Source organism: Mycobacterium marinum, from assembly GCF_003391395.1.
Lineage (GTDB): Bacteria > Actinomycetota > Actinomycetes > Mycobacteriales > Mycobacteriaceae > Mycobacterium > Mycobacterium marinum.
Window position 1 is genome coordinate 4064320 of sequence record NZ_CP024190.1, and the last position, 15606, is coordinate 4079925.

General features: G+C 65.7%; 14 protein-coding genes. 5 read left to right on the forward strand and 9 right to left on the reverse strand.

All coding sequences use genetic code 11. From position 1 onward, the window contains the following. Positions 1-203: 203 nt before the first annotated feature. Entirely contained in the window at positions 204-986 is a 783-nt protein-coding gene (locus CCUG20998_RS16810) for a universal stress protein (protein WP_240642806.1), read from the forward strand. A 21-nt stretch (positions 987-1007) separates the two neighbouring features. On the opposite strand, the gene CCUG20998_RS16815 is transcribed toward CCUG20998_RS16810, so the two are convergent. From CCUG20998_RS16815 to CCUG20998_RS16855, 9 genes are all read right to left on the reverse strand, one after another. Further along, the gene (locus CCUG20998_RS16815) at positions 1008-2720 is read right to left on the reverse strand and encodes a sensor histidine kinase (RefSeq protein WP_020730485.1); all 1713 of its coding nucleotides are present in this window, start codon (positions 2718-2720) and stop codon (positions 1008-1010) included. A 177-nt stretch (positions 2721-2897) separates the two neighbouring features. Beyond that, the gene (gene dosR / locus CCUG20998_RS16820; protein WP_012395112.1) at positions 2898-3551 is read right to left on the reverse strand and encodes a hypoxia response regulator transcription factor DosR/DevR; all 654 of its coding nucleotides are present in this window, start codon (positions 3549-3551) and stop codon (positions 2898-2900) included. Positions 3552-3759: 208 nt separating this feature from the next. Further along, complete coding sequence (locus CCUG20998_RS16825) at positions 3760-4524, reverse strand: universal stress protein (RefSeq protein ID WP_038580037.1); 765 nt, start codon at positions 4522-4524, stop codon at positions 3760-3762. Between the two features lie 141 nt (positions 4525-4665). Then, entirely contained in the window at positions 4666-5637 is a 972-nt protein-coding gene (locus CCUG20998_RS16830) for a 1-phosphofructokinase family hexose kinase (RefSeq protein ID WP_020730482.1), read from the reverse strand. Between the two features lie 28 nt (positions 5638-5665). Next, positions 5666-7708 carry an erythromycin esterase family protein gene (locus tag CCUG20998_RS16835; RefSeq protein WP_036456326.1) on the reverse strand — a complete coding sequence of 681 codons (2043 nt, stop codon included), beginning with the start codon at positions 7706-7708 and terminating at the stop codon, positions 5666-5668. An 18-nt stretch (positions 7709-7726) separates the two neighbouring features. Continuing rightward, positions 7727-8158, reverse strand: a complete 432-nt coding sequence (locus tag CCUG20998_RS16840) for an Hsp20/alpha crystallin family protein (RefSeq protein WP_012395116.1) — start codon at positions 8156-8158, stop codon at positions 7727-7729. A gap of 195 nt (positions 8159-8353) precedes the next feature. Further along, positions 8354-8617 (reverse strand): Mtp family mycobacterial-type pilin, encoded by a 264-nt coding sequence (locus CCUG20998_RS16845; protein WP_373121360.1) that lies wholly within the window; start codon positions 8615-8617, stop codon positions 8354-8356. A gap of 189 nt (positions 8618-8806) precedes the next feature. Further along, positions 8807-9079: a hypothetical protein gene (locus CCUG20998_RS16850; RefSeq protein ID WP_015356341.1), complete on the reverse strand. Its 273-nt coding sequence runs from the start codon at positions 9077-9079 to the stop codon at positions 8807-8809. Positions 9080-9288: 209 nt separating this feature from the next. Further along, positions 9289-10269 carry an Acg family FMN-binding oxidoreductase gene (locus CCUG20998_RS16855; RefSeq protein ID WP_036456324.1) on the reverse strand — a complete coding sequence of 327 codons (981 nt, stop codon included), beginning with the start codon at positions 10267-10269 and terminating at the stop codon, positions 9289-9291. Between the two features lie 318 nt (positions 10270-10587). On the opposite strand from CCUG20998_RS16855, the gene acsA reads away from it, so the two are divergent. Genes acsA through CCUG20998_RS16875 form a run of 4 tightly spaced genes read left to right on the forward strand, consistent with a single transcriptional unit; the run spans position 10588 to position 15603 of the window. Next, positions 10588-12387 carry an acetate--CoA ligase gene (gene acsA, locus CCUG20998_RS16860; RefSeq protein WP_036456321.1) on the forward strand — a complete coding sequence of 600 codons (1800 nt, stop codon included), beginning with the start codon at positions 10588-10590 and terminating at the stop codon, positions 12385-12387. Next, positions 12387-13391 (forward strand): pyruvate dehydrogenase (acetyl-transferring) E1 component subunit alpha, encoded by a 1005-nt coding sequence (gene pdhA / locus CCUG20998_RS16865; RefSeq protein ID WP_012395121.1) that lies wholly within the window; start codon positions 12387-12389, stop codon positions 13389-13391. Before acsA ends, pdhA begins: the two co-directional genes overlap by 1 nt. Then, positions 13388-14365, forward strand: a complete 978-nt coding sequence (locus CCUG20998_RS16870) for an alpha-ketoacid dehydrogenase subunit beta (protein ID WP_103653914.1) — start codon at positions 13388-13390, stop codon at positions 14363-14365. The genes pdhA and CCUG20998_RS16870 overlap by 4 nt, the downstream gene beginning before the upstream one ends. After that, a complete protein-coding gene (locus CCUG20998_RS16875; protein ID WP_020730477.1) occupies positions 14362-15603 on the forward strand; it encodes a dihydrolipoamide acetyltransferase family protein in 1242 nt (413 codons plus the stop codon). Before CCUG20998_RS16870 ends, CCUG20998_RS16875 begins: the two co-directional genes overlap by 4 nt. The last annotated feature ends 3 nt before the right edge of the window (positions 15604-15606 follow it).

Here is a 15606-nt window from a genome sequence, read left to right on the forward strand (position 1 = left end):
ATCGAGGTCCAATGCCGACGTCGCGCAGATTCCGGTCGGCCGCGCGTTACCAAAGCCGCGAAACCGGGGCCAAACGGCCCTGCCCCGGCCTCAGGGCAGCTCAATAGCCTCTTGCCGTGAGCGGCCCACCGACGCCAGGGCAGGCCAGCGGTCCCGGATGGGAGGGTGCCATGAGCCATCCGCAAGCGCCTAGGTGCGTTGTTGTGGGCGTCGACGGTTCGCAGGCCGCGATCAACGCCGCGCGCTGGGCCGTCCCCGAGGCCGCCAGCCGCGGCATTCCCCTACGCCTGGTCCATGCCGTTCCCGAGCGGGCGGCATCGACCAACGATGAGGCCGCCCCGGATGTCGAATACGCACAAGCAGCGTTGCACGCGGCTTCGGCTGCGCTGCATGCCATCGAAGTGCCGGTCGAGGTAGAAGTGGACATCGTTCGAGGATCGGCCGAAGCCGCGTTGGTCAGCGAATCACTTACTGCGGCAATGGTTTGCGTTGGATCGGTGGGAATCGGTCGAGTGGCGCGCAAGCTACTCGGCTCGACCGCCGAGGCGGTGACGCAGCGAGCGCATTGCCCAGCGGCCATCATCCGCACCGACCCTGACACCGAGTTGTCGGACACGTCCTGGATCGCTGTTGTCGTCGATGACTCGCCCGGAAACGATGCGGTGCTCGAGCACGGCTTCCGGGAGGCCCAGCTGCGCGGGGCGCCAATTCTGGCGATGGGAGTGTGGCGGTGGGGCCTGGGCGAGATTGCCTACGAGCAACTCCATCGCCGGCTTGACCGCTGGGTATCCCGCTATCGAGATGTCCACGTCCAGCCCGCGGCCGCACGACACGGTGCGGCCGACTTCCTCGCCAAGACCGAGGAACCTATCCAGTTGGCCGTGGTCGGCAGCGATGATGCTGGCGATGTGGCACGAATGGTCGGCGCGGTGAGCCGGCGTCTTCCCCAACGCAGCGGGCATTCGGTGCTGGTGGTCCGTCGCTGATCGCGCTGACCGAGCCCGAAGTCAGAGATCGCCGAATGGAACGGTCCAGCTGATCCGCGTTCCGCCCTCGGTGGGCGTGGTGATCCCGCAAGTGCCGCCGAGCTTTTCGGCCCGCGACCGCATATTGGCGAGGCCGCTGCGCCGCGATACGTCGGGGGATATGCCGCAGCCATCGTCGACGATTTCGAGGCTGAACATGTCGCCCACTCTGACCTCCAGCGTCACTCGCCCGGCGCCGGAATGGCGAACGGCGTTGCTGATGGCTTCGGTGGCCACCGCCTCGGCGTGGTCGGCAAGCTCACCTTGAACGGCCGACATCGGCCCATGCATATGGATTGTGGTGACAACGTCACGGTGTTCGGTCAGGTCGGCAACCACCTGCTGAATCCGCTGCCGAAAGCCGCCGTCGCGACCCGACGGAGACTTCAGCTGGAAGATGGTGCTGCGAATTTCCTCGATGATCGTTTGCAGATCGTCGACGGTGCGGTTGAGCCGGTCGATGACCTCCGGGGAGCGGGCCCTGGCCAGCGTTCCCTGCAGATCCATACCCGAGGCGAACAGCCGTTGGATGACGTGGTCGTGCAAGTCATGCGCAATGCGCTCGCGCTCGGCCAAGATGGTCAGCTGCCGCGCGTCCTCGCGGCCCGAAGCCAGCAACAGTGCAATCGCCGCGTGAGTGGCGAACTGGCTCACCAGATCCAGGCAGCGGGCATCGAAAGGCGGCTGATCCGCGCCCCGCGCGACGGCAATCACCCCGGCGACCTTTTCGTGGGCGCTCAGCGGCATCACGATGGCCGAGCGCTGCGCCACGTCGGTGAATGCCTCAATCGGGTAACTGAAAGCCTCACTGATCAACGGTTCGCCGGACCGAAAAACGTCCCCGCAGGTAGAGCCGCGCACCGGAACCTGCTGGCCGACAACCTCCTCGGCATGCAGCCCTACCGCGGCGGAGACCACCAGGGTGTCGATCTCGTCGGTGGCCAGGTCGGACTCGACGGGCACCAGAACGATGGCCTGTTCGGCATTGGTGAGCGTGCAGGCCCGCTGCGCGATCAATTGCAGGGGCTCGCGCCGCGACTCGGTGCTGGACATCAGCGCCGTGGTGATCTCGCGGCTGGCCTCCATCCACTTCACGGCCGTGCGCTCGCGCTCGAACACTTGGGCGTTGTCGATAGCGACACCGGCCGCAAACGCCAACGCGCGGGCGGCGAACTCGTCGGACTCGGAGAACTTGCGGCCCGGATCGACATGGGTCAGATACAAGCTGCCGAACACGGTTCCCCGGATCGTGATCGGTACCGCGAGAAACGCTCGCATGGGCGGGTGGTGTTCGGGGAAGCCGCAGGCCGCCGGGTGCATGGTCAGGTCGTCCAGACGCAGCGCGGGTGTCTCGACCAGCGAAACGCCCAGCACCCCCTTGCCGACCGGCAGATGCCCGATGCGACGGGCCACGTCATCGTCCAATCCCGCGTGAATGAACCTGATCAGTGTCCCCTCGGGATCACGGACGGCCAAGGCGCCGTAGGGAGCTGAGGTCAACTCCCTGGCGGCAAGGACGATCCGACGCAGTGTTGCGTCGAGGTCGAGATCGGAGCCGATCTCGACGATGACCCGCAGCAACTGCTCCATCTGGTCGCGAGCCGCTAGCAACTCGTCTAGCTGCGCGTGCATCCTGCTAACCAGCCCAGGACGGCCCAGTCCAGCAAACGCTGGGCCGCTTTCGTCGCTGCCCACCCGACCCGGTACCTCCACCCATGCCTTCTCGGTACTACCGCAGGTGACGCTGCGTTCGCAGCGTCGGGAACCGATATTTAGCTTAATCCCATCGAAATTGCGCGACCACAACCTGGCCGCGAGCCGGGGAAAACTCCCCCAGCCTCACCCGCGCCCGCGATTTCTTCGCGAGGGCCGTCAATCGCCCTGAACCGGCCGTGTTCCCTGACCCAATCGGGAAGCGAACACCGCCGCCTGCGTTCGCCGCTCCATGCCCAGCTTGGCCAGTAGGCGCGACACGTAGTTCTTCACGGTTTTCTCGGCGAGGAACATCCGGGCAGCGATCTGCCGGTTCGTCAGCCCCTCGCTGAGGTGTCCGAGCAGCGTTCGCTCCTGTTCGGTCAATCCGGACAGCGGATCCTTTTGCTCGGCCCCGCCACGCAGCTTCGCCATCAGTGCCGCGGCCGCCCGGTTGTCCAGCAGCGATTTGCCGGCACCGACGTCTTTGATGGCCCGCGCCAGCTCCATTCCCTTGATGTCTTTGACGACGTAGCCGCTGGCCCCAGCCAGAATCGCCTCGAGCATCGCCTCGTCGGAGGTGAACGATGTCAGCATCAGGCACCGCAATTCCGGCAGGTCCGAGAGCAGGTCGCGGCACAGTTCGATGCCGTTGCCGTCGGGCAGACGAACATCAAGCACGGCGACATCGGGCTGCAATGCCGGGATTCGTGCCATCGCTTCGGAGACCGAGCCCGCCTCTCCGATGATTTCCAGATCTGGGTCGGACCCGAGCAGGTCGACAAGTCCGCGCCGAACGACTTCATGGTCGTCGACCAAAAAAACCTTAACCATGGCGAGAAACCCTAACCATTGCCAGTCCTTCCACATGACGGTACGAACTGAGAGTCATGGAGCCGTGGGTGACGATTTCCACACCCCATGATTCCCCACTTTCGCCAGCGGTGGGTACTCACGCCCGGCGTGGGTGGGCGCCACGGCCGGTGGCAACCGGCGGCGTATCGAGGCCGGCTCGCCGGCAATGGCCCGCCAGCCAGGCTGTTTAATGCCGGACCAGCAGAACCGAGCAGTCGGGGTAGCCCAATATCGGATGACAGTTGGGGGTGGCCAGTCCCGGCAATTCATCGGCGTCGGCTTCGCCCACAACGGCCAGGTCGATGGCACTGCTGTGGTTTTCGACGGATCTTGCGCCGGTACCCGAGGCGACAACCTGGACCGGCACGTCCGGGTAGCGACGCACCCAGCTGTCCAGCCGGCGATCGATTTGGCGAACGACCGCGTGGCGACGCCGCCCCTCCTCCATGGCCGCGTGCACAACTTCGTCGTTGTCGGCGTCGTCGTTGAGGACGACAGCGATTACCCCCAGATCCGTCGGGGATCCGTCGGGATTGGTCCGGATGACCGCTACCGGGCAGTGCGCACCCCGGACCAACGCCGCCGCGGTCGGGCCCAGTAACCCGTCCGTCGCCGGTCCTCGCCTGGCGGTGCCGACACAGATCAGTGCCGTCTCCTGCGATTCATCGATCAAGACTTGCGCGGGCTCACCAGCACGAACAACGGTCTCGACCTCGATCGGATGGCAGTCGCTCTGGACGGCACCCTCTGCCTCGGCCAGTGCCCGCTCCGCGCGCTCGAGCTCCCAGTCGGGGGCATGCACCGATCCCGCCTGCTGGCTGGGGATGACATAGACGAGGCGAAGGGGCAGCTGCCGGCTGATCGCCTCGTCTACGGCCCACTTGGCAGCGTTGATCGCGGCCTGCGAGCCGTTGATGCCCGCCACCACTGACTTCGCGTCCAGGTGCTTCATGAAGGCTCCCAATTACTTCGATCCGCTCCATGCCAGCCTATTGCGCCTGCGTCGGTAATGTGAGGGCCGTTGGACCGCTGCTGCGGCCGTTTGTTGTTGGGGGCCGACCACAGACCCGCGGTTCGGGGGTTGCGGCAACCCCTAGGCGACCTCCACCGGTTCGGCGACGAGCTCGAATAACCGCTCCACATCCGTACGCTCGCAGGCTTGCGTACCCGGCGTCAGCAGCATTGCCGCACCCGCCGCAATGCCCAACCGAACCGACTTGACCAGCGGCCATCCGCGACCTAGACCGACCGTGATAGCGGCAACCATGGCGTCGCCGGCCCCGACCCCGCTGCCGCCTCGCATCTGGACCGCTCGAAATCGATGCCGCGCCCGGCGAGTCGCAAGCAGTGCACCATCCGAGCCCAACGACACCACCACGACCTCTGCGCGACCGGTCTCGACGAGTTCGCTTGCTGCGGCCAACTGTTCGGCCTCGGTAACCAGCGGCCGACCGACGCACTCGCGCAGCTCCCGCACACTGGCCTTGAGTAGGTACACCCCCGCGTGGATGTGGCTGAGCCCGCCGCCGGAGGTGTCCAGGATCAAACGTGCGCCCAGATCACGGCAAGCCTCGGCGACTCGCTGATAGAAGTTGGCCGGCAGGCCCGGCGGCAGGCTGCCGCTGGCCACCACGAATTGCGCTGAGCGCGCGGCAAATCCCAATTCTTGCAGGCACTGGGCCTGCTCTTCGGGGGTCAGCACGGGTCCGGGAAGCACAAAGCGATACTGCTCGCCGGTGCTGGATTCGTTGACGGTGAAGCTCTCCCGCGTCGATGCCGCTATCGGGATTTCGCCGAAGGCCACACCGGCTTCGCTGAGCAGTTTGGTGACGTGGGCGCCATGCGATCCGCCCACCGGAAACACCGCGAACACCGAGCCGCCGAGGACGTGCGCGATCCGCGCGACGTTGATGCCTCCCCCACCCGGGTCATAGCGAGTTTCGCTGCAACGCAGTTTCTCCGTCGGCCGCACCACGCCGACACAGGTGGTGATGTCCAGCGCGGGGTTCATGGTCAGCGTGACGATCTGTGGTCCGCGCACCGCCGGATCGGCCGGACTGGTCATCCGCGTTGGCTCCGCTGATCGCCGGGCGCTACAGGCCACTCGGGTAGGTTTCGGGCGTCTCCCCGGCGATCCACAAACTCGTGGTCTCGAGGGGCTCGAGGGCGCGGGTTTTGTCAATGTGGATCATGGCGTCGAACTGATCGGCGGGACGGACATGGAAGTAGTGGCTCTGCCGCTCGGTGGCCGGAAGATAGATCACCCCGATGGCCCGGCCCAATCGAACCCCGGACAAGGGGTCAGCGGCCTCCGGGCTGGTTGCCGCCGAAACCAGGAAGGCGTCCTTGCCGGTGTCGTGGAACAGTTCTTCCACACTTGCGTGCAGCGCCGGGCGCACCACTTTGCGTTCGGCGATGCCGCCCCACTCACTGGCGGCGGTGACCGTACCGGAGTAGGTGCACAACCCGATCAGACGACTGTCATCGCCGTAGCGTTGACGGACCAGTTGACCCAGCGTCAGTTGTCCGTCCGCCCACACTTCCGTGGCTCGCGCATCGCCGACATGAGAATTATGGGCCCACACCACTATCCGGGCGGGCGCCGCATCGCCATGGCGGTCCAGGTGCGCCTGCAGCGCCGCCAGCGTCTCGGCCATGTGCTGGTCGCGCAGGTTCCATGACGTGACACGGCCACTGAACATCGCCCGGTAATACACCTCGGCATTGCGCACCGTTTGCGCATTCTGTTGGGCATAGAAGGCCTCGTCTTCGGCGATGAGTCCGTCTCTGCGGGCGTAGTCGAGCGCATTGCGCTGTGTGTCGACCAACTGGTCGATCGCTTGGCGTTCGCAGGAGGGGCCGGCACCGAATGCCGCGGCATACCCATACGCCTGGCCATCATCGGCAGCCGTGTGATCGAAGCACGCGTAGCGAGCCCGGGCCCGCGCCGCCGCCGCCGGATCGACCCGGTCCAAGAAGGCCACCACTTCCTGCATCGACCGATGCAGGCTATAGAGGTCCAACCCGTAGAAACCGGCTTGACGCTGACCGTTTGACGCGCAGCGCTGATTGCGCTCCCGTAGCCAGTCGACAAAGTCACGAACCACGGTGTTGCGCCACATCCAGGCGGGAAAGCGCTCAAAACCGCGCAACGCCTGCTCGGCACTCTGGTCCTCCCCCAGCCCGTGCACATATCGATTCACGCGATACGCGTCGGGCCAGTCCGCCTCGGCGGCCACGGCGCAGAACCCCTTCTGCTCGATCAGCCATTTCGTAATCTCGGCCCGGGCTTCGTAGAACTCGTGCGTGCCGTGCGAACTCTCGCCGATCAAGACGATCCGGGCGTCACCGATGACGGCTTCCAGCGCTTCACACGGCGGAACCCCTCCGTGCGCGTCGATGGCCACATTTCTGATCACCTCGGCCGGCGTGGGTACCGCAGGTCTGAGGGCCGGGATCCCCGTCGTCGGGGTGGCCAGCAGGTTGCGAACCTCCTCGTCGGTGACCTGACGGAAGTCCCAGAAAGACTCCCCGACCGCGAGGAACGGGGTCGGCATCGACGCGCACACCACGTCATCGACGAGGCCGGCGAACTCTCGGCAACTCGACTCGGGGGCGGCCGGCACCGCAATCACGATGTGCGCGGGCTCGGCATCGCGTATCGCCTGCACCGCCGCGAACATGCTGGCGCCGGTCGCCAAACCATCGTCGACCAAGACCACCGTCTTGCCGGCCACGTCCAGAGGTGGACGGCCCGCGCGGTAGGTGGCTTCGCGCCGGACCAGCTCCCGGGCTTCGCGCTCGGCGGTGTCGCGAAGTTGCTGCGGCGTGATCCGCAGGCCCCGCACGACGTCGTCGTTGACCACCACGCGGCCGCCACTGGCCAGAGCACCCACGGCAAACTCCTCGTGGCCGGGAGCGCCGAGCTTGCGCACGATGAAGGCGTCCAACGGTGCGTGCAGCGCGGCCGCGACCTCCCACGCGACGGGTATTCCGCCGCGCGCCAAACCCAGGACAATCACGTCTGGCCGGTCGCGGTAGGCGGTCAACAGATCTGCCAGCACCTGGCCGGCCTCGTGACGGTCCCGGAAGACCCGCCGCGGTGCGTTCCGATCGGCTCTCGCCGCGCTCGTCATTGCGTACCCGCGGTCGTGTCAGTTGACGGACTGGACCCGTACCCGGCGCTCGGCCGGCTTCGCCTCCGCGACGGGAACCGAGACGGTGAGAATTCCCTTGTCGTAGGAGGCCTCAATGCCGTCTTCGGTGACGCCGGCCGGTAGCGGCACGGTCCGGATGAACGAGCCGTAGCAGAATTCTGATCGCCCGTTGAACTCTTTCTTCTCACTGCGCTCGGCCTTGATGGTCAGCTGCCCGTCGAGCACCGTGATCTCAATGTCTTTTTCGGGGTCGACACCAGGGATTTCTGCGCGTAGTTCGTAGCGGTCGCCCTTCATCTCGTCCTCGAGCTTCATCAGCCGCGAATCAAAGGCAGGACGGAGCCCGGCGAAAGACGGGAAAGCCGCGAACAGCTCGGAAAACTCCGGGAAAAGCGACCTTGCGGGGCGCTGAACGGAAAGGGTGCCCATGATTTCTCCTCGATCTCGAAATCACCGTGTTGACCACTGTCCATCCGACCACCAAATGCCGGCCGCCAATAGGGACGGAAGTCCCCGACTGGCGCGGCTTTCTGGGGATCGCCGCGATGGGTGGGCTCAGATCACACGGGCACCACGACCGACGGGACAGCCGGCAACCTCGGCCGGTCGGCCGCAACGACCGGTTTAAGCGCCGCCACCACCCGCGGCGGGCGGCGCGGGAGGCGCCGGCTCGTCCAGCCACGGCTGTTCATCGACGGGAAGGTCGCCGGGCACGAAGTCACGACTGTGGTCGGCGCCATCGACATCCCGGTGAACATCATCGTGGCAGGTCGTCGGATCCCAGTTGGGCCCCCAAGCCGGATCGAAAGGCTGGCCCGGGCACCAGTAGTAGGTGGGGGCCGGCGCCGGATGGGCGCCGGCGTTGGCGATGAGCCCGAAGTCCGCCATAGCGAGCACGGCGGCGATGATGCCCGCGACAACCAGGACAGCCAGACGTATGAACCGATGCACAGCAGGAACCCTATTCAAGTTGCCTGGCAGTTGGCTGAAATTGGTCTGGGATGTCGGCGAATGTGCTAAGAGTCGGTGTCTGCCGGCGGACACCGCCCGACCCGAGCAGCCCCCGGTGATCACCGGCTAGCGCTCCGATGTTCGCAGTTCCACAGCTGGGTGCGGCACCGCACTGATGTAGGCCATGACACGGCCGAGAATGAGATCGTACGCATCGCCGTCCTCTGCGAGGCGGACCAGCCCCTCACGCCGCAAAAAGCCCTCAATGCGCCGATCCAACGGCCATTCGCGATACATCGTGTTGTCGGCATAGGGCGACCTCACGAATCGGCAGGCTATGGCATCGACATCAGAGTCTGTCAATAACGGCGGACCGCCCAGCGCAGAAACCACTTCCATTTCCTTACCTATGTACGCACGGCACTGGTTGAGTCACCAGGGTGACCCCATGATTCGGTGCCCTTCACGCACCGCATAGGGCCGTAAGTCACCTATGCGAGAAGCAAATCTGGTAATTCCACGGTAGCCGCCGGGCGGTACCCGCGAAAGAGCCCACCGGCAAATTGCAGCGGTCAAATAGCGCCACCTGCCCGAGCCACAACCTGGCGCTAGCGGCGGATCTCCAATACATCGCGCAGCGGCCGCCGCGGCGTCAACTCCGGGGCGGCACCCGTTGGCGCAATGCCGACCCGAACCAATACCTGTGGCTCGGCTTGACCACCGGTGAGTTCGCGAACGGTGGCACGGCCGGCGTCCATCTCCGTGAGGTGGGTGACCGGGCAAGTGGCCAGCCCCGCCAGGGTGCACTCCAACAGGACCGCTGATAGTGCCGCGCCGCAGTTGAGCGCATCCGCGCGGCTGTCGCCCGGCGTCGACAACACAACGATCGTGGCGTGGTCATGCCGGCCCGCAGAACTGCTCTCGCTACGCCAGTCGACCGGGAACGAACGGTTCACCGCTACTTCCCGGGCGGCTGTTCCGGACGCCAGCGCGCTCTGGGGTATCCCCTCAGAATCCCTGGAAGACGCTGTCCACCAGGCCAATTCATGATGGTAGGCGTCGTCGTAGCGGCGCAGCGCCTCGGTGAGCCGAGACGCCTCCGCCAGCCGGGGCCGCGCGTCTTCGGCCAACACGGCCAGCGTGACCGTTTCGGTGTCCACCGAACTGCGCAGCACGGGCTCGAACGACTCCCAGTCGCCCGGCGCCCGGAATGGACGGCGGTCAGTCCGGCGCCGCGATATCGCCTCGGCCCGCGCACGCCGGGCCTGGGCAATGTCGTCGATCGCCGCGAAATCGATCGAAGCCAGATGGTCAGGATTGTTGGGGTTGGGAAACAGGTCGACGTTGCTGTCCCAGCCGGCGGCGGCCATCGCGACCTGGAAGTGATCGAGCAGCGCGCCGCAGCTGATCACCGCTTCGCGGCCCGAATCATCGGCCGACGTCACCATCCGATGCGGGTCGAGAAACAAGTCGACGGCGCCGCTGGCAGCCACCCATCGCCAGGGCTGACTGTTGTGCAGCGATGGAGCGCGGCCTGCCAGCTCGACAGCCCTGGCAATCACCTCGGTGTCAACCATCGTCTCGGTCATCGCACTCACCTGCCTCCCATCTTCGACCATCGGGCATCAGAACATCCGACGCAAGGGCCTTTGGCCCCCGCCGCGACGACATAGGGCCCCGGGAGACTCGCCGGGCTCCCAAGAGCACCAACTCGCGTTCACCAGGTTGCCACTTGAGTGGCCGGACAAGCGACCGCTGACATAGATGACTTTCTTCTCTATTGCCGCACACCACCCCGGGAAAACGATGGAGGCGCGTCAGCAACCAAAGGAAACGGCCATGGCAAAAACCTGCCGCCCTGAGCATCCGGCACAAAAAGTCGCTGGCCCCCGCCGCTAGGACCACTCATGGACGTTATTCACAAAACTGCCCACGACTCTCGTGTCGCCCCCAACCTCTCCGACTACCAGCAGGCGCGGGCACAATTCCGGTGGACCGATGTGCCGGCATTGTGCGAAGGCATGGGAGACGACAAGTGCAACATCGCCTTCGCGGCGGTGGATCGGCACTGCGCTGGTCCGATCGCGACCCGTACCGCCCTGCGATTTGTCACCGACCAAAGCCGGGAGGACCAGCCCCCCACTCAGGACCTCAGCTATGCGGAATTGGGCCGGCTGGTCCGGAAATTCACCGCGGTGCTACGCGGGCTCGGCGTCAACAAGGGTGACCGCGTGTTCACCATCATGGGCCGCATCCCCGAGCTGTACATAACGATGCTGGGCGCGCTGCGCAACGGCAGCGTGGTTTCGCCCCTGTTCTCGGCATTCGGCCCGGAGCCGATCGCCACCAGAGTGGAGATCGGCCAAGCCGATGTGCTGGTGACCACGGCGGCGATCTACCGGCGCAAGATCGCCAAGATCCGCGAACGACTCACGTCGGTGCGCCACATTCTGGTGGTGGACGCCCAGAGCTCGGGCGATCAGCTGCCCGGCACGCTCAGCCTCTGGAAGCTGATGGCAGCCGCGGACGACAACGCGCCGGCGGAACCCACCACCGCCGACGACCCGGCCCTGCTGCACTTCACCAGCGGCACCACCGGAACACCGAAGGGCGCCATCCATGTGCACGGCGCGGTCACTATGCACTACGTCACCGGTCTGTATGCACTCGACCTACACCCCGACGACATCTATTGGTGCACAGCAGATCCCGGTTGGGTCACCGGAACGTCCTACGGCATCATCAGTCCGCTATTGCACGGCGTGACGTCCATCGTCGACCAGGCCGAGTTCGACGCCGAGCGCTGGTACCGGATCCTGCAAGACCAGAATGTGTCGGTTTGGTACACCGCCCCGACCGGGATCCGGATGCTGATCAAAGCGGGCGCCGAATTGGCAGCACAGTATTGCTTCCCCCACTTGCGTTTCATCGCAAGCGTGGGCGAACCCCTGGATCCCGAAGCGGTGTGGTGGGGAAAGCGGGTGCTGGGCCTGCCGATTCACGACAACTGGTGGCAGACCGAGACGGGCGGCATCATGATCGCCAACACGCCGGCCTTCGACATCAAGCCTGGCTCGATGGGCAGGCCGCTGCCCGGGGTGGACGCATATATCCTGCGCCACAACGACGATGGCACCACCTCGGTGATCGATGATCCCGACGAAGAAGGTGAGCTGGCCCTCGAGCCGGGCTGGCCCTCGATGTTCCGCGGCTATCTACACGCCGAGGACCGATATCGAAAGTGCTTCAGCGACGGGCTGTACCTCACCGGAGATCTGGCCAAGAAGGACGCCGATGGCTACTTCTGGTTCGTCGGCCGCAAGGATGACGTGATCAAATCCGCCGGCCACCTCATCGGCCCGTTCGAGGTGGAGAGCGCGCTGACCGATCATCCGGCGGTGGCCGAGGCGGCGGTCATCGGCAAGCCCGATCCGACCGTCGGCGCAATCATCAAAGCATTTGTCGTACTCAAGGACGGCTTTACCGCCGACGATGACCTGCGGCTGGAGCTGCTGGGGCACGCCCGTAAACGACTCGGAGCGGCCGTGGCGCCCAAAGAAATAGAGTTCGCCGACGCACTGCCCCACACCAGCAGCGGCAAGATCATGCGGCGGCTGCTCAAAGCCCGCGAACTCGGTCTCCCCGAGGGCGACACATCCACCGTCGTGGGATTTCCCGAACCCAAACCCCAAGGAGTGCCACTGTGATGGATGCGAAGCTGGCGCGCGAGCTGCTGTCGGACATGGTGCGGGTGCGCCGGATGGAAGAGAAGTGCGCGGAGCTCTACAGCGCAGCCAAGATCCGCGGATTTCTGCATCTCTACGTCGGAGAAGAGGCGGTAGCCGCCGGATCTCTGCGGGTGCTTGCCGAGGACGACGCGGTGGTGGCGACATATCGCGAGCACGCGCACGCGCTGCTGCGCGGTATTCCGATGACCTCGATCATGGCCGAGATGTTCGGCAAGCAGGAGGGCTGCTCGCGAGGTCGCGGCGGGTCGATGCATCTGTTCGACCAGGCCCGGCGATTCTACGGCGGCAACGCCATTGTCGCCGGAGGCCTGCCACTGGCGGTCGGCATCTCGCTCGCCGACTCCATGCTGAAGCGAAATCGGGTCACGGCATGCTACTTCGGTGATGGAGCCGTCGCTGAAGGCGCGTTCCACGAGTCACTGAACATGGCGGCACTGTGGAAGTTGCCGGTGCTGTTCCTATGCGAGAACAACCTTTACGCCATGGGCACCGCATTGCATCGAGCCCAGTCGCAGACCGACCTCACCGTCAAGGCGGCGTCGTACAACGTTGCCACGCTGGCGGTCGACGGGATGGACGTAGCGGCCTGCATGAGCGCCACCCAGCAGGGTGTCGACCACATCCGCAGCACCGGCGGACCGTTCTTCATCGAGTTCCGTACCTACCGATTCCGGGCCCATTCGATGTTCGACCCCGAGCTGTACCGGGACAAGGCGGAAGTGCAGCGATGGCGCGAGCGCGACCCGATCCGGCTGTTCACCGAACAGTGTCTGAACAGCGGCACGCTGACCGATGACGACGTGCGCGACATCGAAGGGTCGGCGGCCGACGAGATCGCTGCGGCGGTTGCCTTCGCCGATGCCGGAACATGGGAGGACGCATCGGATCTCGAACGCGACGTGCTGACTCCGCCCGATAGCTGCGATGCGACCGCGGAATCGACCTGGGAGCCGGCGCGATGAAGACCACCTACCGAACCGCTGTCCACGATGGCTTGCACGACGCGTTGAGCAACGACTCGCGGGTGGTGCTGATGGGCGAGGACGTCGGCCGCTACGGGGGCACCTACGCGGCATCCAAGGGCTTGCTCGAGGAGTTCGGACCCGAGCGGGTGCGCGACACACCGCTGTCCGAGCTGGGCTTCGTCGGCATCGGAATCGGCGCGGCACTCAACGGGTTACGTCCAATCGTGGAAGTGATGACGGTCAATTTCAGCCTGTTGGCCCTCGACCAGATCGTCAACACCGCGGCCGCCCTGCGACACATGTCCGGCGGGCAGTTCTCGGTACCGATCGTGGTGCGAATGGCAACCGGCGCCGGACGTCAGCTGGCGGCGCAGCACTCCCACAGCCTGGAGCCCTGGTACGCCCACGTCCCGGGGATCAAGGTCCTCGCCCCCGCCACGGTCGAGGATGCCTACGGAATGCTCGCCCCCGCGCTGGCTGACCCGGATCCGGTGATCATCTTCGAGCACGTACAGCTGTACAACACCTCCGCCGATATCGATGCGCTCAAGCCGACCGACATCCGTAAGGCAGCGGTGCGCCGCAACGGTACCGACGTCACCTTGATCGCCTACGGCGGCTGCCTGGCCAAGGCGCTGGATGCGGCAAACGAGTTGTCGCTGAACGGAATCGAGTGTGAGGTCGTCGATCTGCGGGTGTTGCGTCCATTGGATACCGACACGATCCTGGAGTCCGTCCGCAAGACGCATCGAGCGGTGGTGATCGACGAAGCTTGGCGCAGTGGAAGTTTGGCCGGCGAGATCTCCGCGCAAATCATGGAGGGCGCCTTCTACGACCTGGATGCACCGGTTTCGCGGGTGTGCAGTGTGGAGGTCCCCATCCCCTATGCCAAACACTTGGAGCAGGCGGCGCTGCCCCAACCCGACAAGATCATTGCCGCGGTCCAAGCGCTGTTCGGTGACCAGTCATGATCGAGTTCAAAATGCCCGCCCTGGGCTCCGACATGGACGAGGGCACGCTGAACGAATGGCTGGTCAAGCCGGGTGACAAGGTAAGCCGCGGACAGATCGTGGCGATCGTCGAGACGACCAAGGCCGCCGTGGAGATCGAGTGCTGGCAGGAGGGCACGGTCGATGAGCTGGTCGTCCCCGTCGGCGATACTGTCGAAGTCGGAACGGTACTGGCCACCCTGCTGGAGCCGGGAGCCAGTCCGCAGAAGTCGCCGCGCCAGCGACCCCGCAAGCGCGCCAAACCCGCCCCCGCGGTAGCCGCATCGGCACCGGCGCCCGCCCACGGCGCCACCGCGGCGCCGCGCCACCGGCGCTGGGTCTCCCCCGCCGCCCGCCGGCTGGCCCAATCCCTGCATGTCGATCTCGACGCGGTCAGCGGCACCGGCCCCCAAGGGGCGGTCACGATCAGCGACGTCGAGCACGCCGCCGCCAGCGCCGTACCTGCCAAGCGGCCCGCGGCCACGGCTGCGAGCACGTCTGCCAAATCCATCGGGGTCAAATCCACGGCCCAGAACAAGATCGCCGAGCGTGCCGCGCAAATGCGCAAATCCATCGCCGCGGCGATGAGCCGGTCGAAGCGGGAGATCCCGCACTACTATCTCGCCGACGAAATCCTGATGGAAAAGTCACTGAACTGGCTGACCACCCGAAATGCGCAACGCTCAATCACCGAGCGGGTGCTGCCGGCCGTCTTGCTGCTCAAGGCCGTCGGACTGGCCGCCCAACGCTTCGGCGAGTTCAACGGCTTCTGGCGCGACGATGGGTTCCAGGCCGCCACCGGCGTGCATGTCGGGGTCGGGATATCACTTCGCGGGGGTGGGCTGGTCGCCCCGGCCATCCACGACGTCGCCGACAAGAAGCTCGACGAATTGATGGGTGACCTCACCGACCTCGTCGCGCGGGCACGCGCCGGTTCGCTGCGCAGTTCGGAGATGTCGGACCCGACCATCACGGTCACCAACCTTGGCGACCAGGGCGTCGACACCGTCTTCGGCGTGATCTACCCACCGCAGGTGGCCATTGTCGGGTTCGGGAAACCGGCCCAACGAGTGTGCGTCATCGACGGCGGGATTCGCGTTGTCACCACCGTGCAGGGCACCCTCGCCGCAGACCACCGGGCCAGCGATGGACACCGTGGCGCCCTATTTCTGGCCGCGATCAACGAGCTGCTTCAGCAGCCCGACCTGCTAGAGAAGTGATGG